Origin of the sequence: Roseburia intestinalis L1-82, assembly GCF_900537995.1 — a bacterium.
GTDB lineage: Bacteria > Bacillota > Clostridia > Lachnospirales > Lachnospiraceae > Roseburia > Roseburia intestinalis.
Map to the genome: position 1 here is coordinate 4,340,732 of NZ_LR027880.1, position 26,423 is coordinate 4,367,154.

A 26,423-nucleotide genomic window follows, 5' to 3' on the forward strand; every position below is an offset into this window, starting at 1 on the left:
GAACAGTTAAAAAATCCCCTGTAACCAGCAATACAAATATAGCAGGTTGCAGGGGATTTCTTCTATTCACTGTGAATTTTATTCGTTGCGAATTTATTCGTTGCGAATTTATTCGCATACGTACGGCATTAATGCAACGTGACGAGCTCTCTTGATAGCTACTGTAAGAGCTCTCTGATGTTTTGCACAGTTGCCTGTGATACGACGAGGAAGGATTTTTCCTCTCTCAGAGATGTATCTCTTTAATTTGTTTGTATCTTTGTAATCGATTACGTTATCTTTTCCACAGAAAACGCAAACTTTTTTTCTTCTATGCATTGGGCGTCTCTTCATTGGTGCGCCATCTTTGTCTGCTGCTTTATTGAAAGCCATGATAATTACCTCCTGTTGTTATCGTAAACCGCTATGTGAACCCACATCACGATTTCCATTAGTTAAATGGTAACTCTTCATCAATTCCATCCGGAATATTCATGAAGCCATCACCTGCTGCACTGCTCGGTGACGGTCTGTCGGAAGGATTAAAACCGGAGTTATCTCCACCGCCGCTGGCATTCTTGCTTTCTGCAAACTCTACGTTCTCAGCAACAACGTCCGTCGTGTAAACACGCTGTCCGTCTTTGTTGGTGTAGCTGCCAGTCTGAATACGACCTTCCAGAACGAATTTTGTTCCCTTACGTCCGAATCTCTCCAAAAACTCTGCTGTTCTGCCAAATGCAACACAGTTGATAAAATCTGTATTCTGATCATCTCCGTCACGGCGGAAACGGCGATCTACTGCAAGTGAAAATCTTGCGATCGCAGTAGCACTCTCGCCCTGAGAATAACGGATCTCTGCGTCTCTGGTTAATCTTCCCATAAGAATAACTTTGTTCATATACGATTCCTCTCTTCTATCAAACAAACCGTTGTCAGTTCAAAGAATCTTATTTCTCGTCTTTTCTTACTACTAAGAAACGAAGAACATTGTCCATGATGCGGACATCGCGCTCAACTTCTGCCGGAACAGTAGATGCAGCGTCGAACTGGATGAAATAATAGAAAGCTTCTGACATCTTCTGGATCTCATATGCTAATTTCTTCTTACCAGCCTCTTCTACTTCTGTTACGTTACCACCGGCACGAGTGATGTACTCTTTTGCCTTTTCTACGGTAGCTGTTCTCGCATCGTCTTCGATCTTTGCACTAACAACAAGTGCTAATTCATACTTATTCATGCGAATTTTCCTCCTTTTGGTCTCTGGCCCGCTCTTATATGAGTGAGCAAGGAATTTAATAATATATCACGAAGATATATTTTATCATAAAAATCAATAGTTTGCAAGAACTTTTTACTCAGCTTCCTTGCTCAGCTTCCTTTTTGCGGATTTCTCTGGTATTTTTCTCCACAAGTTTTCTTGCGATCATGATCTGGTGCCCGCAGCCTAAGCATTTCAACCTGAAATCTGCACCCACGCGCAGGATCTCCCATTCACTGCTGCCGCACGGATGCTGCTTTTTCAACCGCACCACATCACCAACTTCATATTTATCCATAAATCCTCTCTATTCTCCTATACTATTTATTCTGCGAGCAATTTGCTGCATCAATTGCGATCACAAGCATCATTCCAAGCAGTTCATCGCCCGGATTGGTAAAATCGATCACATACGTATCACCCCAGTGGAGTAATTGTTTTGAAATATGAATAATGGAACTGCAGCCGGAATATACATCATAATCCCAGCCACGGAAATCTCCCTCCACACGCCATCCATTAAAATCAATATCATATTTCGGCTGGAACAGGGTAAACTGTTTTTCGATCTGTCCTCTTTTGATCCCACCTGTTTCAATTTCAAAGACCGGAAGAAGATTAAACAGCTTCTGACGGATCATTCCAACCTCAACATGTGCCGCATCATAGACATGGATCTGATGTCCAAGTGCAAACACCTCTGCCCTGACAAAATACCGTACATTGCCCTCCTCATCATAGACATCATAAGTATCTGACCATGAAAACACTCTCTGTTTTATCAGTAAACGCATACGTTACTCCTTTTTCATAGATATTACATTTTCTTTCTCCGGATATACCGTTTTAGAAAACAGCAACTTTCCTCATGCCTGCGGGATCTGTGAAAACACCTCACCAAGCCCCGCCTGGATCAAAAGGTCTGCCCTGCCATCCATCGGTGTCGTCGATTTGTTGATGAGCACCAGTTTATCACCACGGTAGTAATCAATCAGACCTGCTGCCGGATATACCGCCAGTGAGGTTCCTCCAATAATCAGCACATCTGCATGACTGATATAAAATACGGCATCCTCCAAGGTCTGCTGGTTTAATCCTTCTTCATAGAGCACGACATCTGGTTTGATCTTTCCACCGCATTCATCACAGAGCGGAATTTTTGTACCGAAATTTAAAATATACTCTGCATCAAATCCTTTACCACATTTCTGGCAGTAATTGCGATGTACACTGCCATGCAGCTCTAAAACACGCTTGCTTCCGGCCATCTGATGAAGTCCGTCAATATTCTGTGTAATAACGGCTTTTACCTTGCCTGCCGCCTCTAACTCCGCCAGCTTCTGATGCGTCACATTCGGCTTTGCGTCCAGGCACAACATTTTATCACGGTAAAAACGATAAAACTCTTCCGTATGCCTCATGTAAAAGGTGTGGCTTAAGATCGTTTCCGGCGGATAATCATATTTCTGGTTATAGAGTCCGTCCACGCTCCTGAAATCCGGGATACCACTCTCCGTTGAGACTCCTGCGCCCCCGAAAAATACAATGTTATCTGATTTCTGCACCATGTCTAAGAATTTTTCAATATTTGTCATGATCAATCCTTTCCTTTTGTAATATGCCTTCGATACGAATAATTTTAGTATATTTTCGATGTATTTTCAAGGGCAGCAACCTTGATGCTGCCCTTTCTGACACTGACAAATTTTATCAAAAAAACAGTGGCCACACACTGCCATCCGCAGTTATGAACCACTGTATACATGAGTTGCGGGAACAGGATTTGAACCTGTGACCTTCGGGTTATGAGCCCGACGAGCTTCCAGACTGCTCCATCCCGCGATATTGCAACAGAACAAATGCCCTGTTCGTTTACATAACATTATTATAGACCTTTTTTTCTTTTTGTCAAATCATTCCTGCCAGCACTACGCTCGCAGCCATTCCTGCTGCCGTTGCAGCCAATGCCCCGGCAAGCGTATACCGGCTTTTTTTAATCTTTACACTCATGAAATAAACAGACATCGTGTAAAAAATTGTCTCCGTGCTTCCGAGCATGATCGACGCCATCCGCCCAAGCAGCGAATCCGTCCCATACTCCTTATAAATATCTAAAAGCAAACCTGTTGCCGCCGAAGATGAAAACATTTTCACAACAGCAAGTGGAAGCAGTTCGGACGGGAATCCGATCTTTTCTGTGAAAATAGCACATACATTTGAAAAACATTCCAGAAATCCGGACGCACGCAGGATTCCAACAGCAACCATCAGTCCGATCAGTGTTGGCATGATCCCTATGACTGTTTCAAATCCGTCTTTCGCTCCCTCGATAAACTCTTCGTAGATATTGTGCCTGCACAACAGCCCATATCCGATAATCAAAAAAATCAGAAGTGGTATCATGATATCGGATAAAAACATCATTATCTGCATAGGACACTTCCCGAAGCTGCTGTTAGTTTATTATATGTATCAACGATTCACATTATTCATGCGATTTTCGCGCCAGCCGTTCATAATCCTCCTGCGGCATCGGTTTTGCGAAATAATATCCCTGAATATAATTACAGCCAAGTCTCTTTAGCATCTGTACCTGTTTCTTTTCTTCAACGCCTTCTGCAATGACCGGCATATCCAGCGCTTTTGCCATCTGGATAACTGCCGCTAAGATCTTTTCTCCGCGCCCATCATCTTTGCCTTTGGAAAGAAACTTCATATCAATTTTCAGCACATCCAGATCAATGTCCTTTAACACGTTCAAAGATGAATATCCGCTTCCAAAATCATCCATCAGAATTGTAAATCCTGCCTTGTGCAGATAATTCACCGCATTTAAGATGACATTTTCCGTATCGGAAAAAACACTCTCCGTCAGTTCTAAGTGCAGGTACTCCGGTGGTATCCGGTATTTTTCCACAAGATTGACCAGTGACTCTAAAAAATTTGGATTATAAAGGTTGACACGGGAAACATTCACAGAGATCGGATCCGGCTTACGTCCTGCTCTTAACGCCGTGGCAATAAGCTGGCAGACCTGATCCCACACATAATAATCAAGTTTTATAATAAAACCGTTCTTCTCGAAAACAGGTATAAACTCTCCCGGTGAAACCATCGTCCCATCCGGTTTTTTCCAGCGTACAAGTGCTTCCGCGCCACGCGGCGTATAACCATCTAACTCATACTTCGGCTGAAAATAAACGACAAACTGTTTTTCCTCAAGTGCCGTATCCATTTCGTTTATGATCTGCTGCTCCCGCTGCATCTCTTTTCCCATCTGTTCCGTGTAGAGTGCCTCATGATGCATATACTGCCCCTTGCATTCCTGTGCCGCAATTACAGCATGCTCATAGATTGCCGATACCTCCATCTCCTTGTCCCGGATGATATAACATCCCGCCGACGTCTCAAGATAACAGCGCAGCTCCCCGTTTTTCTTCACCTGTTCCCGGATCTTCTGGGCGATCAGCAGTGCATCCTGTTCTTTTTCTACCGCAACACAGATTCCAAAAACATCGGAATTTAATCTGCCATAAGTATACGTCTTATATGCACTGAGTACACCGCAGATATTGTGCGCCATACATCTTAACAGACGGTCTCCTTCTGCCGCACCATAGAAAGAATTGATCATTTTAAACCGGTCAATATCCAGCCGGATAAATGCAAATGTCTCATCCTTACTGTCATCTAGCATCTCCCTCGTCTTCTGGTAAAACATCTGACGGTTATAAATTCCTGTCAGGGAATCATACTCTAAAAAGTGCTGTTTGCTCCTTTTGATAGCGTTCATGACACGAAACCAGATGATCTCCCGGTGGAATGACTTCGGTATAAAATCCCATACCCCATACTCCAGACAGCGTTTTTCATTTTCCACATTGTCTTCCGTTGTCGCAATGACGATCGGAATATACTTATATTCGCTGTGTTTTTTGAATTCCTCCAGGAAAGCAAATCCATCCATTACAGGCATAATAAGATCCAGTATAATTGCCGCTACCGAAAGTCCTTTATCCTTTTTCAGATACTCCAGTGCCTTTTTCCCGTCTTCTGACTCTACGATCTGATAAGCTTTACGGAAAATATCAGCCAGGGACTGCCTGTTGAGCTTATTATCATCTACAATCAAGATCTTATTTTTTTTCATTGGTATCCCTCACTTTCTCTGAGGATTTGTCTTACACATAAATCTATTCTTATTATAATGTCTTTTATCAAATAGTACAACGAATTATTTGTCAGATTTTGTAAATATTTTGTCTGATTTTACAAAAAATAATCGCAGTCAGTGTACTGCATGTCGTTGCGATCACGGGAGTTTGACACATTGAAATCCAAAAAAGTACCACAAAGCCTTGAAATAGGCTTATTTTTTTGTCAAATTTTTATTTTTATTATATAGTAATATTTGGTGATATGTGGTATAATAGTGACAGAGGTGATTATTGTGCGTATAACAACATCAAAATCAAAAAATTCTGAGTCCTTTTACATCACTCAGTCCTATACAAATGCCAATGGGAAAAGTACTTCCAAAACCATCCGAAAATTAGGTACGTTAGCTGAATTATCGGCACAGCTCCACACGGATCGTGACGGAGTTGTTGAATGGGCAAATGAACAGGCTCGTCTTGAAACACTGAAATATAAAAGTGAAAAAGAGGATGCTACTGTCATGATTCCATTTCATTCCAACAGACTCATGGACTATAATAAGCAGAAACTTTTTTCTGGCGGATATCTTTTTCTTCAGTCTATTTACTATGGACTTAAGCTCGATTCTGTCTGCCGAAAAATCAAAAGCCGACATAAATTCGAGTATGATCTTAATGCTATTTTATCTGATTTAATTTATACAAGGGTTCTGGAACCTTCCAGCAAAAGTTCTTCCTTTCGAGCAGCAAAACAGTTCCTTGAGCCTCCAACTTATGAACTTCATGATGTTTACCGAGCTCTTTCTGTTCTTGCTTCTGAAATGGATTTTATTCAATCAGAAGTTTATAAAAACAGCTTTTTTCTTGGTGACAGAATGGATCGGATCCTTTATTATGATTGCACAAACTACTACTTTGAAATCGAACAGGAAGATGGAGATAAAAAATACGGAAAAAGCAAAGAGCACCGTCCGAATCCCATTATTCAAATGGGACTCTTTACAGATGGTGACGGAATACCTTTGGCTTTCTCACTCTTTCCTGGAAACCAAAATGAGCAGAAATCCTTAAAACCTTTAGAAACAAAGATTCTCCAACAATTCGGCTGTGATAAGTTTATCTATTGTAGTGACGCCGGACTTGCTTCTGAGGATAACCGTGTTCTTAATCACATGGGACAGAGGGCATTTATTGTCACTCAGTCCATCAAAAAGCTGCCTGCTGAAGATCGGGCATGGGCTTTAAAGAAAACTGGCTTCAAACGTCTCTCAGATGATAAACCTGTTGATCTCACAAAACTGACAGATGATGACAAGAACCAGCTTTATTATAAAGACGAACCATTGACAACAAAAAAACTGGATCAAAAATTAATCATAACCTACTCCCCTAAATATGCCGCTTATCAGAAAGCCATCCGTGCGGAGCAGATCTGTCGGGCAGAAAAAATGGTTGCAAATGGCTCTCTAAAAAAACAGCGTAAAAATCCAAATGATCCTGCAAGATTTGTAAATAAGGTAGCTGTAACCAACGAAGGAGAAAAAGCTAAGATCCACTATTATCTCGATACGGATAAGATTGCTGAAGAAGAAATGTATGACGGACTTTATGCGGTATGTACAGACCTGCTTGATGATGACGTTGCAGATATCTTAAAAGTCAGTGAAGGAAGATGGCAGATTGAAGACTGTTTCAGAACTATGAAAACAGACTTTGAAGCCAGACCCGTTTACTTAAACCGTGAAGATCGGATTAAAGCTCATTTCCTCACCTGCTTTCTTGCTCTGTTACATTTCCGGTTATTAAACCGCTCCTTGAAAGGGACTTATACCACAGAACAATTACTTCACACTTTAAAAGACATAAAATTTACGGATATAGAAGAACAGGGCTTCATGCCGGTATATGAACGTCAGGAAATCACTGATGATCTCCATGAAACCTGCGGATTCAGAACGGACTATCAATTCATAACAAAACGGAAAATGAAAGGAATTCAGAAAAAAAGTAAGCGGAGATAAAACATTACTATATTTCGTGTATGCAGATAAAAGTGCCACGCCCCTTGTATTTACAGGGATTGTGGCACTTTTTTAACTAATCAACTGTCAAAGATGAGATTATAATGTCTTTTATCAAATAGTACAACGAATTATTTGTCAGATTTTGTAAATATTTTGTCTGATTTTACAAAAAATAATCGCAGTCAGTGTACTGCATGTCGTTGCGATCAGTGCCGGACCGACGATCTGCGCCGGATTCACACTTCCATACTGGCTGCGGTAGGCAATAATGTTTACCGGTATGATCTGAAGGGATGAAATATTGATGATCAAAAAATCACACATCTCGCTGCTGGCGGTCCGCTCTCCTTTTTTTGTTTTTTCATCTGAAAATGCTTTATTTCCACGCTCTTTTTCTAATTCTGCCAGCGCCTCCATCGCTTTTAATCCGGCTGGTGTTGCCGCCCATCCCAGTCCGAATATATTGGCAATCATATTGGTAGCAATATATTTATTTGCCGGATGATCTTTTGGAATATCCGGGAACAGAAAATGCAGCACCGGCGCAAGACGCCTTGACAATCCTGCAATGATACCTGTTTTTTCAGCGATTTTCATCAGTCCAACCCAGAAAGACATCACTCCCATCATGGTAATACAGAGTGTTACCGCCTCTTTTGCCGAGTCAAGCGCTGCCTGCGTAACCGCCGGAAGTGTGCCGTGAAATGCGGCAAATACAACGCCTGTCAAGATCATAAATGCCCAGAGATAATTCATATGTACCTCTCCGGTTTTTCTTTTATTTTATTTCTATATGCCGCCATATATGTACCATTATTCATATAGAACTTTTTCAGTTATTTTTTCCAAATGTCAACATATATATCACTAACACCTGGATTTTTTAACTGAGGTATTTTATTTTGATATGGTTTTCTGATATTTTTCACAAATTTCCACGCTTAAGCCGGATATCCACACTTTTTCTCATTTTGCTGGTCGTTTTCCCCACAGTTTTCTCAGACGGATGCGCTTTCTCCAGGCATGCTCCGGATCAGTCTGCCCGTATCTCTTCCGGATATGAACCGGATCAGGCAGATTCCGTTTCTTCTGAATCCACTGATAATGACAATCAACGCACAGACAGCTCATCCGCGAATGCCTTTGACGAGTTTTTACTGCAGCTTTTCCGCTCGGAGGTTGCCCAGAATACCATAAACCTTCATTTTTCCCTCTCCTCCCCGGAATCTTACGGAATCACAGAAGTTCCAATTTCACTTGGCAGTATTTCCAGTCAGGCAGCAAATGAAAACCGTGCAGCCCTGGAAAACACGACTGCCGCCCTAAAACGTTTTGACCGCGAAAAACTTTCCAAAACCCGGCAGCTGACTTACGATATTTTGTCGGATTACCTTGCCATGGAGCAAAAGGGGACTGATTTTTCACTTTATGAAGAATACTTAAACCCTTCCTCCGGCACTCAGGCACAGCTTCCAGTACTTTATGAAGAGTATCGTTTTTCCTCCGAAGATGACATCAAAACTTACCTGAAACTGCTGCCCCTGACCGGTTCCTATTTTGACCAGATCATTGCTTTTGAAAAACAAAAAGCTGCCGCCGGGCTCTTTATGTCCGATGCCATCTGTAAAAGTGTGATCGAACAGTGTTCCCGTTTTGCAGACGATGGGGACGATCATTATCTGATCTTAACTTTCAATAAAAAAGTGGATGCTTTTAAGGATCTGTCAGATGAACAGAAGACCGCCTATAAAAAACAAAATGAAAAGATTGTAAAAGAAGTGATTTTCCCTGCCTATACTTCACTGGCATCTTCCTTAACCAGCCTGCTTGGCAGCGGAAAAAATGAAAAAGGGCTCTGTTATCTGAAACACGGCAGGGATTATTACGAATATCTCGTCTACGAAAATACCGGCTGTGCGGATTCGATTGCGGATATACAGACTATGATCGGTCAGAAAAGACTTTCTGATCTAAGTGAAGCGGCCGCCCTGACGGATTCAAATCCCTCTCTCTGGAAGGATGCACAGAAAGCCTCTCTTTCCTATGCAGAACCCGCCTCTGTTTTAGAACAGTTGAAAGAACAGATGCAGGCAGATTTCCCAAAGGCTCCTGATGTCTCTTACACCGTCAGTCCTATTGAGGAATGTATGGAAGATTATCTTGCACCGGCTTATTATATCACTGCACCAATTGATGATTACAATGCCAATTCTATCTATATCAATGCAAAAACGGATGCATCCACCATGCGGTATTTCACAACGCTCGCCCATGAGGGTTTTCCCGGCCACCTGTATCAGACGATCATGTCCTATCAGTCCGGACTGCCGGCGATACGCAGTATTTTAAACTATCCGGGATATGTGGAAGGCTGGGCGACCTATGTGGAGATGATGTCCTATCATTATGCCGGGCTGAGGGAGGATGCCGCAACGCTTCTCGCCTTAAACCAGTCTGCCCTTTTAAGCCTTTATGCCTCGACCGATATCGGCATCCATTATGACGGCTGGTCGCTTGCCGATACGATAAAATTCTGGAACGATTACGGGATCAGCGATCCGGACACCATTGCAGAGATTTACCGCTATATCATATCAGAACCGGCAAATTATCTCCGTTATTATGTGGGTTATCTGCAGTTTCTGGAATTAAAGGACTATGCAAAGGAAATCTTTGGCAGTGATTATAATGAAATCTCATTTCATCAGGCAGTGCTTTCGATCGGCCCGGCACCGTTTCAAATCGTAAAGGATTATCTGAAAGATTTTTACCAGAAGTGACGAATCTACTCTTCCTTCAGCAGTGCCTGATATACATCCCGTTTGCTCATGCCGCGGTCTTTTGCCACCAGTTTCATCGCCTCTTTGCGCGGTGTCCCCTGGCTTTCATATACCTGCATATGTTCCTCTAACGACATATCCTCCCAGGACTTTCTTGCCTCCTCGGCAAGTTCCTCGAAGGTTTTTCCATGAATCACGAGCACATACTCTCCGCGCGGCTCATTTTCACCATAATAGACAAGGCTGTCCGACAACGTCGTACGCATCTTTTCCTCATAGCGTTTTGTGAGTTCCCGGCAGATAGAGATCTGCCGGTCTCCGAGCGTATCATACAGTTCTTCTAATGTTTTGACCAGATGATGCGGCGCCTCATAAATGATGATCGTGCGCGTTTCGTCCTTTAATTCCAGCAAAATAGCGGCACGCTCTTTTTTATCCCGCGGTAAAAACGCCTCAAATGCGAAACGTCTTGTCGGAAGACCTGACATGGTAAGCGCTGTAATACATGCCGCCGCTCCCGGCAGGGAAGTCACTTCGATCCCTTCCTCATAACAGATGCGCACTAAATCTTCGCCCGGATCCGAAATTCCCGGCGTACCCGCATCCGTGATCAGTGCAATATTTTTTCCTTCCCGCAGCTTATCTACAAGCTGATAGGCTTTTTCTATTTTATTGTATTCATGATAACTTGTCATCGGCGTTTTGATCTCAAAATGATTCAACAGTTTGATCGAATTTCTGGTATCTTCCGCTGCGATCAGATCCACTTCCTTTAATGTGCGAAGCACCCGGCAGGTGATATCCTCAAGATTGCCGATCGGTGTTGCACATAAATATAATTTTCCTGCCATCGTTCTCTCCATTTTCGGAATATTATGCTGATTCTTATTAGCACATTATAAAACCACTCCGTAAAATTGACAAGAAAATCCTGCGTTATACTAAGATAAGCTTTCATGTTCAATTAATTGATTCACCTTCCTGCGGAGTTCAATGAACTCATCCGTATCTTTGAGTGACAGATCACGATCATATGGCAGCAATACCGGAACCTCTGCCTTTACGGTTCCCGGTCTCTGTGTCAGCACATAAATTTTACTGGATAAAAAGACTGCCTCCTCTATATCGTGTGTGACAAAAATAACAGTCGGCTTTTCCTCCTGCCAGATCTGGCGCATTAAAAGCTGCATGTCCGCTTTGGTCTGCGGGTCTAAGGCAGAGAACGGTTCATCCATGAGTAATACCTCCGGGCTGTTTGCCAGTGCTCTCGCGATCGCAACCCTCTGTTTCATACCACCGGAAAGCTCCCTTGGATAACTGTCACGGAATTTTTCCAGTTTGATGATCTTTAAATATTTATTCAGAATCTCTTCCTGCTGGTCCGCCGGCATTTTCCGCAGTTTTAATCCGAACTTAATGTTATCTCCGACTGTCATCCACGGAAAAAGTGTATAGGACTGGAATACCATGCCACGATCCGCTCCAGGGCCTATAATGTCACGATCCTGAATGACGATCTTTCCCGATGTCGCAGTGTCAAGACCGCCGATCATACGCAAAAGAGTGGATTTACCACAGCCGGACGGTCCTACGATCGAAACAAATTCATTTTCCATGACATTGATATTCACATCTTTCATCGCCTGGACATCGCCCTTGGCAGATGGATATATTTTCTGCAGATCTCTGACATAAACGGTACTGTTTGCAAGATTTGCCTCTATATGATCTTCCGCAGGCGGAAGTATATTCTTTTTTTTCTTAAAAAATCCCATATGCTAAAACCTTACCTTTCTAACGGTTTACGCAGCCGCCCACGGAAACAGTTTTTTATTTAAAAATGCAAAAATACGGTCCGTAATCAGTCCTAGCAGACCGATCAAAATAATGTTGGCAAAAATAGCGTCCGTCTTTAAGAAACGCTGCGATTTTAAGATTGTGTATCCAAGTCCTGTATTTGCAGCTACCAGTTCGGCGCTGACCAAATAGGTCCACGCCCAGCCGATCATCATACGCAGTGTTTCCATCAGTCTTGGCATCATTGCCGGAATTAAGATCTTAAAGATCGTTTTCGGTGTGTTCGAACCTAATGTATAACCGGCATTGATCAGATCATCCGGTACCGCAAGCGCATCATCCGCAACCATTAATACAAGCTGGAAAAATGTACCGATAAAAATGACCGTGATCTTCGCACTTTCTTCGATTCCCACCCATACCATGATAAGAGGTACAAATGCCGGAACCGGCATATAACGGACAAACTCACACAGTGGGCGGATAAATGCTTCTGCCTTTTTGAATGTTCCAACTAAAATACCGATCGGAACACCTAAAAGAACCGCATATACAAAACCAAGAGTGATACGGTAAATACTGATGCCTGTGTTCTGAAGCAGGCTTCCATCCTTGATGGACTCTATATAGTAGTTCACCACATTTTGTGGTTTCGGAAGAAAAATTTCCTTGATCGCACCACTCTCACTTGCAATCAGCCACGCAGCAAGTACAATGACAAATGAAAGTATTGCAAACAATAGATATTTTTTTCTGTCGATTTCCTTTCTTATCTTAATTCGAATCATTATTCTGCCCCCTTAATGTAGGTATCATCCAAAATAGAGCTTAAATCATCCGGGATCTCATTGATCATCTTGGTTGATAACAGGAACTCTGCCGATTTCTGTAACGTATAAGAAAGATAGGTATAATCCTCTCCGTCTTTAAAAGTTTCTTCATTCTTTGCCTTATCAAAAATAGTAACACCGTCTAACATGGTCATATAATCATCTCTGGTAAGTTCTGCACCGTCGCAGATTGCCTGAATGAAATCATCATCTCTTGCATTTAATTTTTCAACACCATCAAACCAGGAATCGACGATTTTCTGTACCGCATCGGAACTTGAATCCAACACTTCCTGTCTGACCGCAAGTGTATCCGGGATCAAACCAGGCTCTTCCTTTGTGCTGTACAAAAGTTTTCCACCTGCACCTATCGCTGTGGAAAGTGTCGGCTCCCAGAGCACTGCTGCATCGATACTTCCCGCAATGAATGCCGGGCCTGCATCGTTGATCGTCATATTGACAAAGTTGACATCATCGACCGTCATATTGTTTTCTTCTAATATTTTCAGCAAAAACATATGCTCTAAGGTACCAACCTCAGTTGCAACTGTCTTACCCTTTAAATCTTCAATACTGTTAATTCCATCCTGTACCACGATACCATCTGCACCGTAGGAGTTATCATTGACTAAAACAACTTTAAAATCCACACCCTCATTGACCGGCGCTACCGCATCGGAAGCTGCGATACAGATACCATCCACCTGTCCGGAATAAAATGCGGTCAGCGAATCACTGTATACCGGGAAAAACTGGAGGTCAACATAGACACCATTCTGTTCAAAAATACCGGTGTCCTTCACGCCATACCATGCATACCAGCCGGACATCGGACTAACACCAAGGATGAACGGATTGCTCTCTGTTCCTTTTGCCTCTCCTGCATCTGCGGTCTTTTCCGTCGCTTTTGCACTATCACCATTTGCTGTACTGTTTCCTGATGTGCTGTTATTTCCACATCCTCCTAACATGGCAAGTGCCATCATTGCAATGAGCAGAATACTGATACTTCTCTTAATTTTTTTCATATGGTTGTCCTCCTCTTCCTCTTACTGCGCTTACATGATCGCTTCGATTCCTTTTTCTCCGGTTCTTACGCGGATCGCATCATTAACCGGAAGTACAAAAATTTTTCCGTCTCCGGCATGATTCGTCTTATTAACCTCCACAACCGTGTCGATCAGTTTCTGTAAATCTTCATCCCTGACAAACATATCGATCATTCTTTTTGCGACCAGTCTGTGTTTTACCGGTGCGCCCTCATCATAATCGTAATGTACCGGACATTTTCCCCGCCCGATGATCTCACGGATCGTCATAGAATGAAATCCCGCCTGGTCTAAGGCATCTTTTGTCGGAAAATACATTTTCGGTCTTAATATAATCATTACCTCTTTCATCGCGGCACCTCCGTCCTATAACTCGTCTTTTCCACTGCTGATCGTGATTGCACGCTCCACATCGCTGACAAAAATTTTTCCATCTCCGTAGGTTCCGTTTTTATCCACTCTCGCGTTCTCAACAATTACTTTCAGCACCTTATCCACGTCCCCATCTTCCACAACAAGCATGATCAGTTCTTTGGGGATTTCATCATAATAGGTGTCACCTACTTTTAAACCTTTCTGTTTTCCACGTCCAAGCACGCTCATTTTGGTTGCTGCTGCAAAACCGCCTGCAAGCAGTGCATCGAGCACATCCTCTGATTTTTCCGGTCTGACAATCGCTTTTATCATCTTCATGTTTGTTTCCTCCATTTCTTCCTGCTTATTGTTCATTAACTACTTCATTCCTTATTTATGCCTTTTATCATTACATGTTTGTTATTACGTCTTTATTGTTACACTTCGTACTTCCCGATATCAGTGATCTCCTTTGCGTTTGCCAGCCCGTATTCCTCACAAAGAAAACCTTTAACGATCCTGCCATCGGATAATTCCACATTCCCGATACAGAGTGGTTTCCTGATCTCACCTAAAAATGCTCCGACACTCACAACCGGCAGTTCATAGATATCAACTGCGATCGCAGCGCCTTTTTTATCGTCATACACCATCCCCGGTTTTTCCGGTACCGTATCCAGACGGTACAGCCTGTAATGTGGTGCGGTGTTTACACTTTCCCGATAGGAAGCCCCAAGCTCTGTCAGCTGGCTTTCCAATGGAAATCCTTTTTTATGCAGTCCGCATACCGCAAACGGAATGCTCTGTGTCTGTAAAAACTGTTCCGCTGTACCAAGGATCTCGCCCTCCTGATCGGATAATGAGAAAATAGTGATTCCAAACGGAATGCTTGTATCTGCCGTATTTTCCGGCACTGCTATGGCGCACATATCAAGCAGGTTACAGTGATTTGTATAAAGTCCCATCTGACTGTTTGTGGAAATCGGATCTTTTCTGACATCATCTCTTTTAAATGTACCGCCCGCCGTCGGCATGATGAGAACGGCGTCTTTTAAAATGTGTCTTGCCCGCATCCGGTATTCCTGTAATTGGTGCATCGCCTCGAATACTTTTCTTGCCGTGTGCTCCGGTTTATCGCCTGACCTTAAAATTGTTTCTGTTACCGGAAATACTTTTCCCGGGTGGCTCTCCACGAAATCACCGAGATCTTTCCAGCGCTCTGCCACCCAGGGTCCGTCATAAAGAATGGATGCTGCCTTTGAAAACATCGTGTAATCGATATATTCCACGGTAATCCCCATATCCTCGATCCGCTTTTTCGCCTGTTCCCATTTTGCTTTGTAAATATCTGCATATGGTCCATAAAATGTCACACCGTCTTTTGCCAGACAGATTTTTTTCGGAAGTTTTGGCAGTGGCTCTTTGTACTCCCTTGACCAGCAGCACTCTTCATCCACGCCGCGTGCCGCAAGGTTGACTTTCTCTGCATCTTCCAGGCTGTTTGCAAACACGGTAACGCAGTCAAGGCTTGCGCATGCTGGAACCACTCCTTTGGTCGACCAGGCACCGAGAGACGGCTTGTAGCCGACCAGACAGTTTAATGCTGCCGGTACACGGCCGGAACCTGCGGTATCTGTTCCCAGTGAGAACGCTGCCATTCCAAGTGCCACAGAGACTGCGGAACCGGAACTTGATCCACCGCTGATCAGCTCTGGATCAAGTGCGTTTTTTACTTCTCCATAAGGGCTTCTTGTTCCGACAAGACCTGTTGCAAACTGGTCTAAGTTGGTTTTCCCGACCGGAAATGCACCTGCCTCGATCAGTTTTTTTACAACCGCTGCATCTTCTTTTGGATCATATGCATAATCCGGACACGCTGCTGTCGTAGGAGATCCCGCCACATCAATGTTGTCCTTGACTGCAAACGGAATACCCCATAATGGAAGTGATTCCATATCTTTTGGAAGTTTTTCAATGTAACCCATCATCCGTTTCAGATCCGGCGCGACAATCCAGATGTTATAATCCCTGTACTTTTCTGCCCGGCGCACGATCTCTCCGGCAAGCTCCTCCGGAGTAAGTGATCCTTCTTTATAACTGTTTCTGATCCATGTCATTGTCAGTTTTTTGGGGAAATATTTCATATTTATCACTCTCCTTTTACACGCGGATACTTGCCGCAAGCTGTCCGGAATTTACCTGTTCGCCCGGTTTTAAATATACTTTTTCAATGGTTCCGCTGTACTCTGCCGTAACCGGGAATTCCATTTTCATGCTCTCTAAGATCACAAGAGTGTCCCCCTCTCTGACCTTCTGTCCGTCCTCGACTAATACCTTCCATACACTTCCCGGAATATTGGTTCTTGCTGCCTCACAGCCGTCCGGTACGGTTTCTTCCACGATTGCAGGTGCATCCTGCGTCTCGGAATCAAACTCATCGAGTCCTTTTTCTTTCCACATCTTCCGCTCTGCCTCAAAAGATGCTTCCTGATGATCTTTAAATGCCCGGATCGTATCTTCATGTTCCTTTAAGAACTGCTCATATTTTCCAAGGTTGAAGCTTGTCTCTTCTATCTTAATCTTGAACCTGCCACGAAGAAAATCTTCTCTGTCTTTTAAGATTTCCTCTGCGCTGACCGGATAGAAACGGATCTGATCAAAGAAATCCAACAGCCATGGTTTTCCATGTTTGAAATATTCTGTCTCTTTTAACGGATTCCACATCTGAATGGTACGTCCGACAAACTGATAACCGCCAGGACCCTCCATACCATATACACACAGGTATGCGCCGCCGATTCCAACTGCATTTTCCGGTGTCCATGGTCTTGCCGGGTTGTATTTGGTCGTTACCATACGGTGTCTCGGATCAACGGGTGTTGCAACCGGAGCTCCAAGATAAACATCGCCAAGTCCAAGTACCAGATAATCCGCATCAAATACAATCTTCTTTACATCCTCTATGCTGTCTAAGCCGTTGATCCTGCGGATAAATTCCGGGTTGCTCGGACACCATGGTGCGTTTGGTCTTACCGTCTGCTGATAACGCTTCGCTGCAAGCTGTGTCTGCGGATCATCCCAGGATAACGGAAGCCAGATGATTCTTGACGGAACCGTTACATCGGAAAGTTCCGGTAATGTGCGGTTGGTTTCAAGTACCGCTGCAAGCATTTCCTTAAGGGAAATCTTTTCGATATCAAAATGTATCTGTAAGGAACGGATGCCCGGTGTCAGGTCAATGACCGGCAGATCTTTTTTCTTTAACTCCTGCATGAGAACGTGAACCCGGAAACGGATCGCAATATCGAGTTCCATCTCTCCGTATTCCACCAGAATATTATCTTCACCATCAAGTCTTGCAACGATCTTTGTTCCCGCTGCCGTTTCCTCTGCGAGGATCGCGTAATGATAATCAAGATCTTTTTGCTCCGGCAGTACAACTTCTTTATATTCATGACGAAGATTTGCTTCCTCCGCTTCCCGGATTTCCTTTGCCTGATCTAAATCAAGAAGCCTGAAGTGAACTTTATCGCCCGGATGAAGCTGTCCTAATTTCCACATCTCGCCTTTTGCCGTTGTCACGGAACATACGAATCCGCCAAGGCTCGGACCATCCGGTCCAAGTAAAATGGACTGGTCACCGGTCAGATCCAGGGTACCTACCGCATAGGCATTGTCGTGAATGTTTGACGGATGAAGTCCTGCCTCGCCGCCATCCTCCCGTACCCACTGCGGGATCGGACCATTTAAACGGATACCGGTTCTCGCGCTGTTAAAGTTTACCTCATACTCAGATTCTGTTAAGGTCTTTAAGTATTCCGGTTTCAAATATTCCGGTGTCGGCTGTGGTCCCGGGATCACACCGATCGTCCACTCATTCGTCAGTTTTGGACGATATTTTTCCGGCATGGAATCGATCGAATCGATCACACATTTTTCCTGTAAACGAAGCACATCTCCGGTGCGTAAGGTACGTCCGTTGTGTCCGCCGAATTTTCCATCAATAAAGGTAGAACTGCTGCCCATGATCTTTGGCATATCAAATCCGCCTGCCACTAAGAGATAGGTTCTCATTCCGACTTTACAGTCTGTAAATTTCAACACCTGCATGGCGGATGCATGTACCACCTGATACATCGGGATCTCCACTCCATCTAAGGTTGCCTTCATATCTGCACCTGTGATACAGAAACTTACGGTTGTACGGAAACGGTAACTGCCGCCTCTTAATGTCAGCTCTAATCCCGGTGCACTCTCATCATTGCCAAGAATGCTGTTTCCAATTCGGAAGTTATAAGCATCCATTGGGCCACAAGGTGGAACTCCGACAAACCAGTAACCGATCATGCCCGGATAATCCTGAACCGTTGTCTGTACTCCGCCGTCAAGTACTTCGATTGCATGCTCCTGTGGCATAAAATCTTTTAACATTCCGGTAAATAATGCACCGGTCTGATAGGTTTCTGTTTTTAACAGTGCTGCTAAATACTGCATATTTGAGGTAATTCCATACACTCTTGAATCCCTAAGTACACGTTCCATCTTTGCGATCGCATCGGCACGGTCACTTCCATGTACGATCAGTTTTGCAAGCATCGGATCATAAAGGGATGTTACCTCCACACCTTTCTGGATCCAGGTCTCCACACGCGCTTCCGGTGAAAATGTAACCGCATCGATCTTTCCTGTGCCAGGGCGGAATCCGTTAATGCAGTCCTCAGCATAGACACGAACCTCGATCGCATGTCCCTGCGGCTTATGTACCAGTGATTTTATATTTTTTAACTCACCGGCAGCCTCTTTGACCATCCACTCCACAAGGTCGATCCCAAGTACCTCCTCTGTGATACCATGTTCTACCTGAAGTCTTGTATTTACCTCAAGGAAATAAAATCCTTCCGTCTGATCATCATATAAAAATTCAACCGTTCCGGCACTTCTGTAGGAAGCTTCCTTTGCAAGCCGTTCTGCTGCCGCATACATTTTTTCCCTGACTTCATCCGAAAGGTTTGGTGCCGGGCTTTCCTCAACTACTTTCTGGTTCCTTCTCTGTACCGAACAGTCTCTCTCTGCCAGTGCTGTTGTCTCACCGTATTCGTTGCCGAAAATCTGCACTTCCACATGGCGGGAACGCGTTACATATTTTTCAAGAAATACGCCTGCATCATTAAAGTTTGCTGCTGCGAGATGACAAACTGCATCATATGCCTGCCTTAATTCTTCGGTGGAGTTACAGATCCTCATTCCGATTCCACCGCCGCCTGCTGTACTCTTTAAAATAACCGGATATCCGATTTTTTCAGCCTCTGTAACTGCTTCCTCAACACCGGATAAAAGTCCGGTTCCAGGAAGTAATGGAACGTCTGCTTTAGCAGCAAGTGCTCTTGCGGAATGTTTTAATCCAAACAATTTGATCTGTTCAGAATCCGGACCTATAAACTTAATGCCGTTTTCCTCACATTCTTTTGCAAAATCTGTATTCTCACTCAAAAATCCGTATCCCGGATGGATGGCTTTTGCACCAGTATCCAGTGCAGCCTTTATGATCTTTTTTGTATCAAGGTATGTCTCTTTTGCCGTACCATCGCCAATGTATACTGCCTCGTCTGCACGTTCCACATGTAAACTATCCTGATCCGCCTTCGAATATACAGCAACACTGCCGATTCCCATTTTCTTTAAGGTACGTTCAATTCGAACTGCGATTGCTCCACGATTTGCTATCAGTACTTTATCAAACATAGGGAATCCTCCAAACTTTTTTCACACTTTTTACTCTGCGTCCCAGATCAGCATCCTGATCGAGGTCGGGTTGTATGCATTACATGGATTGTTGAGCTGCGGACAGTTGCTGACTAACACCATCGTATGTTCTAACGCCTTCATCTCCACATATTTGCCCGGTGCAGAAACACCATCATCGAATTTTGAACCGCCATCCTTTGACACCGGAACATTCATGAAAAAGTTAATGTTTGGGGCAAGGTCACGTTTCATGAAACCATGCGTATCATCTGCAAGCTGTAACATGAAGCTGTCTCTGCAATTGTGCATGTAAATTTTTTCTCTTGCATATCTTACGGTATTGCTCTGTGCGGAACATGCACCGCCGATCGTGTCATGACGTCCGGTTAGATCTGCCGTGATCTCTAACAACGGCTTTCCTGACTCAGTTCTTAGGATCGTACCTGTTGTCAGATAAATATTCTTCTGCATTACGATCGTTGGAATTGCGCCATAATGATCCTCCGGGTTGGTCATATCATAAAATGTGGTATCGACTGCCTGATTTCCTTCCATGTCTACAATTCTTAAGGACTGTCCCGGAAGCAGTTCATGCATCCAGCCTTTCCCGGCTTCCACGACTTCGTTATAAATTGCATTTTCTTCTTTTAAATCACTTGTTTTCTCTATAAATCCGTACATATCTCTTAACCTCCGTTTTCTACAACAATTTTCTCTGCCTGATTGTTTACTGATTTGGCTCCGTTCTGCCTTTTAACGTCCCAGCAGGTTGTAATATTCCCATGTATTTTCAAATGCTCTGTAGTTCTCCGGGCGATAGTTGACACATTCATCGGTCAGATCAACTTCCGGTGCATCATATACTTCGATGGAAACCGGAACCGAAGGAAATTCTTTTGCCGGATCTAACGGGTTTGGTGTATTTGATACGATAAAGATCATATCCATTTCCGTGCGGAGTGTTACGGTTGCTCCCTCTTTACAGTGGCCTTCCTCAAAATGCATGCTGCCATCTTCCTCAATGTAAACTTTTGAGAAAAGGTTCACGCACGGGACCAAATCTCTCGCGCTCATATTGTTGCGCACCAGCTCCATTTTGAAGTTCTCCTCACCGCAGCGGTACCAGTCATTTCTCATCTCCTGGTAAGTTGTCTTTCCGTATTTTTCATCGGTAAGAAGCCTTGTCGTATATCCTGAGATCGTATCATGCCATCCAAGGCTGTCCTCCACGATACTGGCCAACACACGTCCGTTATCGCTCATCAGCACATTTCCTTTTGTCAGGGAGGAAATAAACTGTGCTTTTAACGTATCCGGCATGTTATAGCGCTCCGAAGTATCTAACATGTTGTACATCAACATGGAAACATTTGCGTCATCGCCGAGCGCCTTGAAATGAATATATTTTCCACGTCCAATATTTCCTGACCATTTTTCTCCCGGTCTTAATGTCTTGCTCCAGATTTTCTTCATAATAATTTCCACCTTTCTTTGAATCTGCTGATCAAACGCTTATTTTGGGTACAAAAAAAGAAGAAACGCAAAGGCTGCTTTTTATGCACCTTTGCATTTCCTCTTTCTGTTTTCTTATGCACTGATTGTAGCATCGGAAAAATAATGTGACAATTGAACTTTGTATGCATTTTTTTCTGTATAATTAGAACTTTTTTAGAACTTTGTAGAGTTATATGTCTCTAAAACATTACGAAGCTGCGCTCTGGTGTCTACCCCTACTTTTTCAAAAATATGGTAAACATGTTTTTTTACCGTAGAAAGACTGATTCCCATATTCTCTGCGATCTGGGCATTTGTCATTCCCCCGTCCATACAGGTCAGTGCTTCTTTTTCCCGCTCTGACAGTTCAAATTCTGCCGCAAGATGTGCAAGCATCTTATTCCTGTTGCCTGCCGCCTGCTTTGTTCCATTGAGTAGTCCTGCCAATTTATGGGAAAGGTGCCCCTTTAGCACTTCTAAGATAAACATATCTTTGTCCGAAAAATCCCCAAGAAGTTCACTTCGGAAAAAATTAACAATACCAATCGGTTTTCCATATCTGCGAAGCAGTATCCCCGCGCCAAACGGGATATGATTCGGTTTTAAAAATCCCTGATAAAACTCTGTTTTCTGCCGCAGTGACTCCTCCATAATATCGGTATCACGGTAAGTGATCGTATGCTCAGACAATTCAAATGTATATTTCATGTAGTCTTTTTCATAATAAGAATCCAGATATTCTTCATAGACTCCCGGCTCCATCTCAATAAAGGACGATTTTTCGCTTTCAATGCCGCCTGCTTCATTAAAAACAATGAAATATCCTTTCGTATATGGGATCAACATACGGTAAGTTTTTAACACCCGTTCCGTAAATTGATCAATATTGGTAATATCATACATTTCCAGCAACACTTTATTGATGGTCAGCCATTCTGTTTCTTTTAATGTGTTTTCCATATCTGCTCATTCCAACTCGTATTTTCCCCAATTCTATCACAGGAAAAATCATACGACAATATCCGTTAAAAGCAGCCGGATCCTGCTATTATTCTTCTGCCAGTAATTGTGACGGTTCCACTGGCTTCTCAATAATTCCTTTATCAAAATAGAAACCGGGGCATCTTTACTGGAAAAAATGAGTTTTCCAACTCCCTGCTCTACCGCATTGCTAAGATATGGCTCCCATGTAACTGCCGCATCCAGATCACCGCTGATAAAGGATACTCCGGCATCAGAGGAAGTCATATTGACAAGATCTACATCCGCATCCGTAAGTCCTGCTGTCTCAAGTGCCTGCATCAGCAGATAATGTGACGTCTGGTTGATAGACACGCCGACTTTCTTTCCCTTCAGATCTGCAATACTGTTAATATCATTTTTGACAAGGATTCCGTCAGCTCCGGCAGACTCGTCCACGATTGCCGTTACATCCAGCATATCTTCATCATACTGGCTCTCCGCAATGATCGCTGCATCCAAAGTTGTATACGCAAGATCAACTTTTCCAGCTAACAATGCTGAGCAGGATGCACTCGAATCATCAAAATCCACCATGGAAAAATCAAGTCCACAGTCCTTGAAAAATCCTTTATCCATCGCAACATAAAATGGCGCCAATCCCACAAACGGATTTGACGCCATCGTCAAAACAAGTACCATCGAAATTATTTTTTTCTTCATCATTCACACACCTCTTTCTCACTGATCACTGCTCCATGCTGTAAATATTCGATTGCTGCGAGGGCTGCCTCATGCGCCACAAGAGACGATCCTCCCACTGCTTCACGTACCACATGAATATGATAATCATGCTGATGTGCATCCGCACAGGTATAATGTACACAGACATCCGTCAGCAAACCAACCCCATAGATATGCTCAATTCCAAGTCCTTTTAACAAAATCTCCAGATCCGTCCCAAAGAAACCGCTGTACCGTCTTTTTACCATCTGATATTCTTCCGGCAGCGGCTCGATGCCATCAAAATAATCAGCCGCACCCGAAACATAATGGTTTGCATAGGCAAAAACATTTTTTTCAAAATGAGGCAGAAATGTCTGCAAAATTTCCATCTCATAATGATAAGCCCGCATCCCATATCTAATTTCTGGGGTTTAAAATACTCACGGTAAATCACCGATGCTCTTCGTTTCTCATCCGTTAAAAGATCGGTATCGCGGTATGCCATTGATTTTGTAAAATTGCACATCTGCATCAGATAGTCTTTTGCAAAATAAGTATCTAAGTATTTCCGTTTCATGACAGGATCCACATTTTCAAATACCGAATGCGCCACGTCTAACCTGCCGTCTTCATCTATCACTAAAAAATAACCCTGCGTATATGGAATCAATATACGGATCAGTTTTAAACATCTTTCTCCAAACGTCTCCAGGCTTCCGGCATAATAGATTTCCAGAAGAATGTCATTGAACATGCGCCATTCTTTTTCTGTCATAACGTAATATCCTCCACGGACACTCCAAGAGATGCCAGCTTTGCAATCGTCACTTTGATCTGATACTCCAGCTCCTGATTTTCCACCCCATTGTTTGCACGTTTGATGCGCTGTAAATCTGTATATTTATCAATTAAAACCGTGATCAGTTCTTTTTCTGTCATATCCTCCATCCTCACTACCGCCTTTCTCCGATATAAAAAATAATAGCCTGCGCTTTGCGAACATTCTATTGTTGTGAATTGTATCTGCATTCTGTAATTTTCTATATTTTAGCGGATTTTATTTTTGGTGTAAACATGCAACTTCCATTTATCTTTTGTACTTCCCGCCATCTGTTTCCTGCTGTTGTTCACACCTATTGTGTGAACAGCAGCAATTTTCTTTCACAATCTGATGCCATGCCTGACTTTGTGCTTTTGTTCCTATTCCAGTTTTTGTCTATACAACAATCCCTGCACCTTTTATTCCTTCTCTTTCACATACACCGTCATGCGTTCCTTTGTTCCATCCTCACTGGCGTAGACATAAGACCTGCCAGCTGCTTTCGCAGTGATAACCCCGTTTGCATCTACCGACACCACATTGGAGTTAGAGCAGGAATACGCCGGCTGATTGCCGGAAGATACCGTCGCATTTACTCTTGCACGTTCCCCCGGATGAAGTGTAATCGTCGTCTGCTCAAATGTAATCTTTGGAGATCTGACCGTCACTTCACAATTTTTGCTGACTCCATCTACGGTTACAGTAATGACTGCCGTTCCATGTTTGACCGCGGTTACTTTTCCTGTTTCATCCACAGTCGCCACACTTTTTTTGTTGGTTTTCCACACTGGTGTTGTTTTTGACGTGGAAGATACCTTAAGTTTATACTTTTCCCGTCTGTATAACGAAATTTTAGACGGCATCAGGCGGACTGTCGGACTTTTTACTGTCACTTTACAATTCACAGATGTACCGTCAACCTTTGCAGTAACCGTAGTTGTTCCCGGCTTCTTTGCTGTTACTTTTCCATTTTCACTTACCGATGCAATGCTTGTCTTTGCCGACTTCCACGTTACCTTATGCCCGGTGGATGAGGCTGCCGTAAGCACTGCACTTTCCCCATTTTCCAATATCAGGCTGGTCTTATTTAAGGTAACTTTTGTCTTTGTGACAGTAACCTTACAGCTTGCCTCCGCATTTTTTGTTTTTGCCGTAATCGTCGCACTTCCCGCCTTTTTTGCGGTGATTTTTCCGTAGGTATTAACCGATGCGACCTTTGAATCACTGGATGTAAATGTCGGTTTTTTACTGCCGGATGAAACCACAGACAGACAATAAGTGTCCCCTGTTTTTAATGTTTTTTCATATGCACTTAAGAAAATGAACCCATATCCTGAGGCTGCATATACTTCTACTTTCTGATACTCTGAAATAAAAAGCATGGAAACCATGCAGAGGATGGCTAATGCCACCCGGATGACTTTTTTTCCTGATTTCATAGATATTTCCCCCAATCCTTCTCTGATTAATAGATGATATATTTCACAGATAAACCTGTTTTTGCGGACAGATATCTGTCATCAAAACCATCTATTTTTTCGGATGGCGGGAATCGTACAAAAGAAAAGACTCTCCGGCGCATTTTCCCCACCAAAGAGCCTTAATATTAAATTATCATAGTCAATTACGGTTGTAAATCGAACAAATCATAAAGTTTTTATAACTCTGTCAAATTCCATACAGATCGGGTATCCTCCATCACTCATCACCAGTTTTGCATCAATCCCATAAATTTCCCGGATATTTTCCCTCGTGATCACATCTGCCGGTCTTCCCTCACAGACAACCTTACCATTTTTCAGTCCAATAATGTGATCTGCAAAGCGGCAGGCTTCGTTTAAGTCATGCAGCACCATCACGATCGTAAGCTGTTTTTCCCGATTCATGCGCTCTAAAAGCTGCAGCACGTCCAGCTGATATGCCATATCCAGATATGTCGTCGGCTCATCAAGCAAGATCATTTCCGTCTCCTGCGCAAGTGTCATGGCGATCCATGCGCGCTGTCTCTGTCCGCCGGATAATTCTGTCACAGGGCGGCCGGAAATTTCTGTCAGACCTGTTTTTTCAAGTGCCCAGTCCACCTGCTCTATGTCGTGGCGGCTCATGCCTCCAATCGCTTTGCGGTAAGGAAAACGTCCGTAGGAAACCAGCTCACGCACGGTAATTGCATCCGGACAGGTCGGAGTCTGCGGGAGAACAGCAACTTTTTTGGCGATATGTTCTGCTTTTTCTTTGCGGATATCCATTCCATCAATCCGGACTTCACCCCTCTTTGCAGGCAAAATTCTTGAAATCACTTTCAACAGCGTGGATTTTCCACAGCCGTTTGCACCGATAATGATCGTGATGTTTCCCTTCGGTATTTTTAAATTCATCTCCTCTATGATCATGCGATCCTCATATGCCGCCCAGAGTCCTTTTACCTCTATCGCATTTATTGTTTCCATAT

General features: G+C 43.3%; 28 protein-coding genes and 1 tRNA gene. 2 read left to right on the plus strand and 27 right to left on the minus strand.

The features are described 5' to 3' along the window. Positions 1–108 precede the first annotated feature (108 nt). The 9 genes from rpsR to RIL182_RS20305 form a co-directional block, all read right to left on the minus strand. Positions 109–372 (minus strand): 30S ribosomal protein S18, encoded by a 264-nt coding sequence (gene rpsR, locus RIL182_RS20265; RefSeq protein WP_006856617.1) that lies wholly within the window; start codon positions 370–372, stop codon positions 109–111. A 58-nt stretch (positions 373–430) separates the two neighbouring features. Beyond that, positions 431–877, minus strand: coding sequence for a single-stranded DNA-binding protein (locus RIL182_RS20270; protein WP_006856616.1), 447 nt, complete (start codon positions 875–877; stop codon positions 431–433). 49 nt (positions 878–926) lie between these two features. Beyond that, positions 927–1,217: a 30S ribosomal protein S6 gene (gene rpsF / locus RIL182_RS20275; protein ID WP_006856615.1), complete on the minus strand. Its 291-nt coding sequence runs from the start codon at positions 1,215–1,217 to the stop codon at positions 927–929. A 118-nt stretch (positions 1,218–1,335) separates the two neighbouring features. Then, positions 1,336–1,536: a DUF951 domain-containing protein gene (locus RIL182_RS20280; RefSeq protein WP_006856614.1), complete on the minus strand. Its 201-nt coding sequence runs from the start codon at positions 1,534–1,536 to the stop codon at positions 1,336–1,338. 22 nt (positions 1,537–1,558) lie between these two features. Next, complete coding sequence (locus tag RIL182_RS20285; protein WP_006856613.1) at positions 1,559–2,032, minus strand: LURP-one-related/scramblase family protein; 474 nt, start codon at positions 2,030–2,032, stop codon at positions 1,559–1,561. 72 nt (positions 2,033–2,104) lie between these two features. Beyond that, positions 2,105–2,833 (minus strand): NAD-dependent protein deacylase, encoded by a 729-nt coding sequence (locus tag RIL182_RS20290; protein ID WP_006856612.1) that lies wholly within the window; start codon positions 2,831–2,833, stop codon positions 2,105–2,107. Between the two features lie 173 nt (positions 2,834–3,006). Further along, positions 3,007–3,080: transfer RNA gene (locus tag RIL182_RS20295), tRNA-Met, on the minus strand. Positions 3,081–3,146: 66 nt separating this feature from the next. Beyond that, a complete protein-coding gene (locus RIL182_RS20300) occupies positions 3,147–3,671 on the minus strand; it encodes a spore maturation protein (protein WP_006856611.1) in 525 nt (174 codons plus the stop codon). A 52-nt stretch (positions 3,672–3,723) separates the two neighbouring features. Then, positions 3,724–5,388 carry a two-component system response regulator gene (locus RIL182_RS20305; protein WP_006856610.1) on the minus strand — a complete coding sequence of 555 codons (1,665 nt, stop codon included), beginning with the start codon at positions 5,386–5,388 and terminating at the stop codon, positions 3,724–3,726. Positions 5,389–5,688: 300 nt separating this feature from the next. On the opposite strand from RIL182_RS20305, the gene RIL182_RS20315 reads away from it, so the two are divergent. Further along, on the plus strand, positions 5,689–7,416 hold the full coding sequence (locus RIL182_RS20315) for an IS1634 family transposase (RefSeq protein ID WP_055195878.1): 1,728 nt from the start codon (positions 5,689–5,691) through the stop codon (positions 7,414–7,416). A 138-nt stretch (positions 7,417–7,554) separates the two neighbouring features. Here the strand turns inward: RIL182_RS20315 and RIL182_RS20320 are convergent, their stop codons facing one another. Beyond that, the gene (locus RIL182_RS20320; protein ID WP_006856607.1) at positions 7,555–8,175 is read right to left on the minus strand and encodes a hypothetical protein; all 621 of its coding nucleotides are present in this window, start codon (positions 8,173–8,175) and stop codon (positions 7,555–7,557) included. 215 nt (positions 8,176–8,390) lie between these two features. Between RIL182_RS20320 and RIL182_RS20325 the strand changes: the two genes are divergently transcribed. Next, positions 8,391–10,199, plus strand: a complete 1,809-nt coding sequence (locus RIL182_RS20325) for a DUF885 domain-containing protein (protein ID WP_006856606.1) — start codon at positions 8,391–8,393, stop codon at positions 10,197–10,199. Between the two features lie 5 nt (positions 10,200–10,204). Here the strand turns inward: RIL182_RS20325 and rsmI are convergent, their stop codons facing one another. The 17 genes from rsmI to RIL182_RS20400 all read right to left on the minus strand — a co-directional run bounded on the left by rsmI (position 10,205) and on the right by RIL182_RS20400 (position 26,421). Continuing rightward, complete coding sequence (rsmI, locus tag RIL182_RS20330; protein ID WP_044998828.1) at positions 10,205–11,050, minus strand: 16S rRNA (cytidine(1402)-2'-O)-methyltransferase; 846 nt, start codon at positions 11,048–11,050, stop codon at positions 10,205–10,207. A 90-nt stretch (positions 11,051–11,140) separates the two neighbouring features. Then, positions 11,141–11,974, minus strand: coding sequence for an ABC transporter ATP-binding protein (locus RIL182_RS20335; protein ID WP_006856604.1), 834 nt, complete (start codon positions 11,972–11,974; stop codon positions 11,141–11,143). A gap of 27 nt (positions 11,975–12,001) precedes the next feature. Continuing rightward, positions 12,002–12,784: an ABC transporter permease gene (locus RIL182_RS20340; protein ID WP_006856603.1), complete on the minus strand. Its 783-nt coding sequence runs from the start codon at positions 12,782–12,784 to the stop codon at positions 12,002–12,004. Next, on the minus strand, positions 12,784–13,854 hold the full coding sequence (locus RIL182_RS20345) for an ABC transporter substrate-binding protein (RefSeq protein ID WP_006856602.1): 1,071 nt from the start codon (positions 13,852–13,854) through the stop codon (positions 12,784–12,786). The genes RIL182_RS20340 and RIL182_RS20345 overlap by 1 nt, the downstream gene beginning before the upstream one ends. Positions 13,855–13,884: 30 nt before the next feature. After that, the gene (locus tag RIL182_RS20350; RefSeq protein ID WP_006856601.1) at positions 13,885–14,226 is read right to left on the minus strand and encodes a P-II family nitrogen regulator; all 342 of its coding nucleotides are present in this window, start codon (positions 14,224–14,226) and stop codon (positions 13,885–13,887) included. Positions 14,227–14,241: 15 nt separating this feature from the next. Beyond that, the gene (locus RIL182_RS20355; protein WP_006856600.1) at positions 14,242–14,604 is read right to left on the minus strand and encodes a P-II family nitrogen regulator; all 363 of its coding nucleotides are present in this window, start codon (positions 14,602–14,604) and stop codon (positions 14,242–14,244) included. Positions 14,605–14,666: 62 nt separating this feature from the next. Continuing rightward, complete coding sequence (locus tag RIL182_RS20360) at positions 14,667–16,373, minus strand: allophanate hydrolase (RefSeq protein WP_006856599.1); 1,707 nt, start codon at positions 16,371–16,373, stop codon at positions 14,667–14,669. A 16-nt stretch (positions 16,374–16,389) separates the two neighbouring features. Next, complete coding sequence (gene uca, locus RIL182_RS20365) at positions 16,390–19,971, minus strand: urea carboxylase (RefSeq protein ID WP_006856598.1); 3,582 nt, start codon at positions 19,969–19,971, stop codon at positions 16,390–16,392. A gap of 30 nt (positions 19,972–20,001) precedes the next feature. After that, positions 20,002–20,655: an urea amidolyase associated protein UAAP2 gene (locus RIL182_RS20370; protein ID WP_006856597.1), complete on the minus strand. Its 654-nt coding sequence runs from the start codon at positions 20,653–20,655 to the stop codon at positions 20,002–20,004. Between the two features lie 72 nt (positions 20,656–20,727). Beyond that, positions 20,728–21,447 (minus strand): urea amidolyase associated protein UAAP1, encoded by a 720-nt coding sequence (locus tag RIL182_RS20375; protein WP_006856596.1) that lies wholly within the window; start codon positions 21,445–21,447, stop codon positions 20,728–20,730. Positions 21,448–21,642: 195 nt separating this feature from the next. Beyond that, positions 21,643–22,428: a helix-turn-helix transcriptional regulator gene (locus tag RIL182_RS20380; protein ID WP_006856594.1), complete on the minus strand. Its 786-nt coding sequence runs from the start codon at positions 22,426–22,428 to the stop codon at positions 21,643–21,645. A gap of 48 nt (positions 22,429–22,476) precedes the next feature. After that, positions 22,477–23,154 carry an ABC transporter substrate-binding protein gene (locus tag RIL182_RS20385; protein ID WP_006856593.1) on the minus strand — a complete coding sequence of 226 codons (678 nt, stop codon included), beginning with the start codon at positions 23,152–23,154 and terminating at the stop codon, positions 22,477–22,479. Next, the gene (locus RIL182_RS21860) at positions 23,151–23,420 is read right to left on the minus strand and encodes a cysteine hydrolase family protein (RefSeq protein WP_006856592.1); all 270 of its coding nucleotides are present in this window, start codon (positions 23,418–23,420) and stop codon (positions 23,151–23,153) included. The genes RIL182_RS20385 and RIL182_RS21860 overlap by 4 nt, the downstream gene beginning before the upstream one ends. Continuing rightward, a complete protein-coding gene (locus tag RIL182_RS20390; protein WP_006856591.1) occupies positions 23,414–23,929 on the minus strand; it encodes a hypothetical protein in 516 nt (171 codons plus the stop codon). The genes RIL182_RS21860 and RIL182_RS20390 overlap by 7 nt, the downstream gene beginning before the upstream one ends. Then, the gene (locus RIL182_RS21430) at positions 23,926–24,102 is read right to left on the minus strand and encodes a hypothetical protein (protein ID WP_015521769.1); all 177 of its coding nucleotides are present in this window, start codon (positions 24,100–24,102) and stop codon (positions 23,926–23,928) included. The genes RIL182_RS20390 and RIL182_RS21430 overlap by 4 nt, the downstream gene beginning before the upstream one ends. A gap of 291 nt (positions 24,103–24,393) precedes the next feature. After that, on the minus strand, positions 24,394–25,413 hold the full coding sequence (locus RIL182_RS20395) for an Ig-like domain-containing protein (protein WP_006856589.1): 1,020 nt from the start codon (positions 25,411–25,413) through the stop codon (positions 24,394–24,396). Between the two features lie 207 nt (positions 25,414–25,620). After that, on the minus strand, positions 25,621–26,421 hold the full coding sequence (locus RIL182_RS20400) for an ABC transporter ATP-binding protein (protein WP_006856587.1): 801 nt from the start codon (positions 26,419–26,421) through the stop codon (positions 25,621–25,623). Between the last annotated feature and the right edge of the window lie 2 nt (positions 26,422–26,423).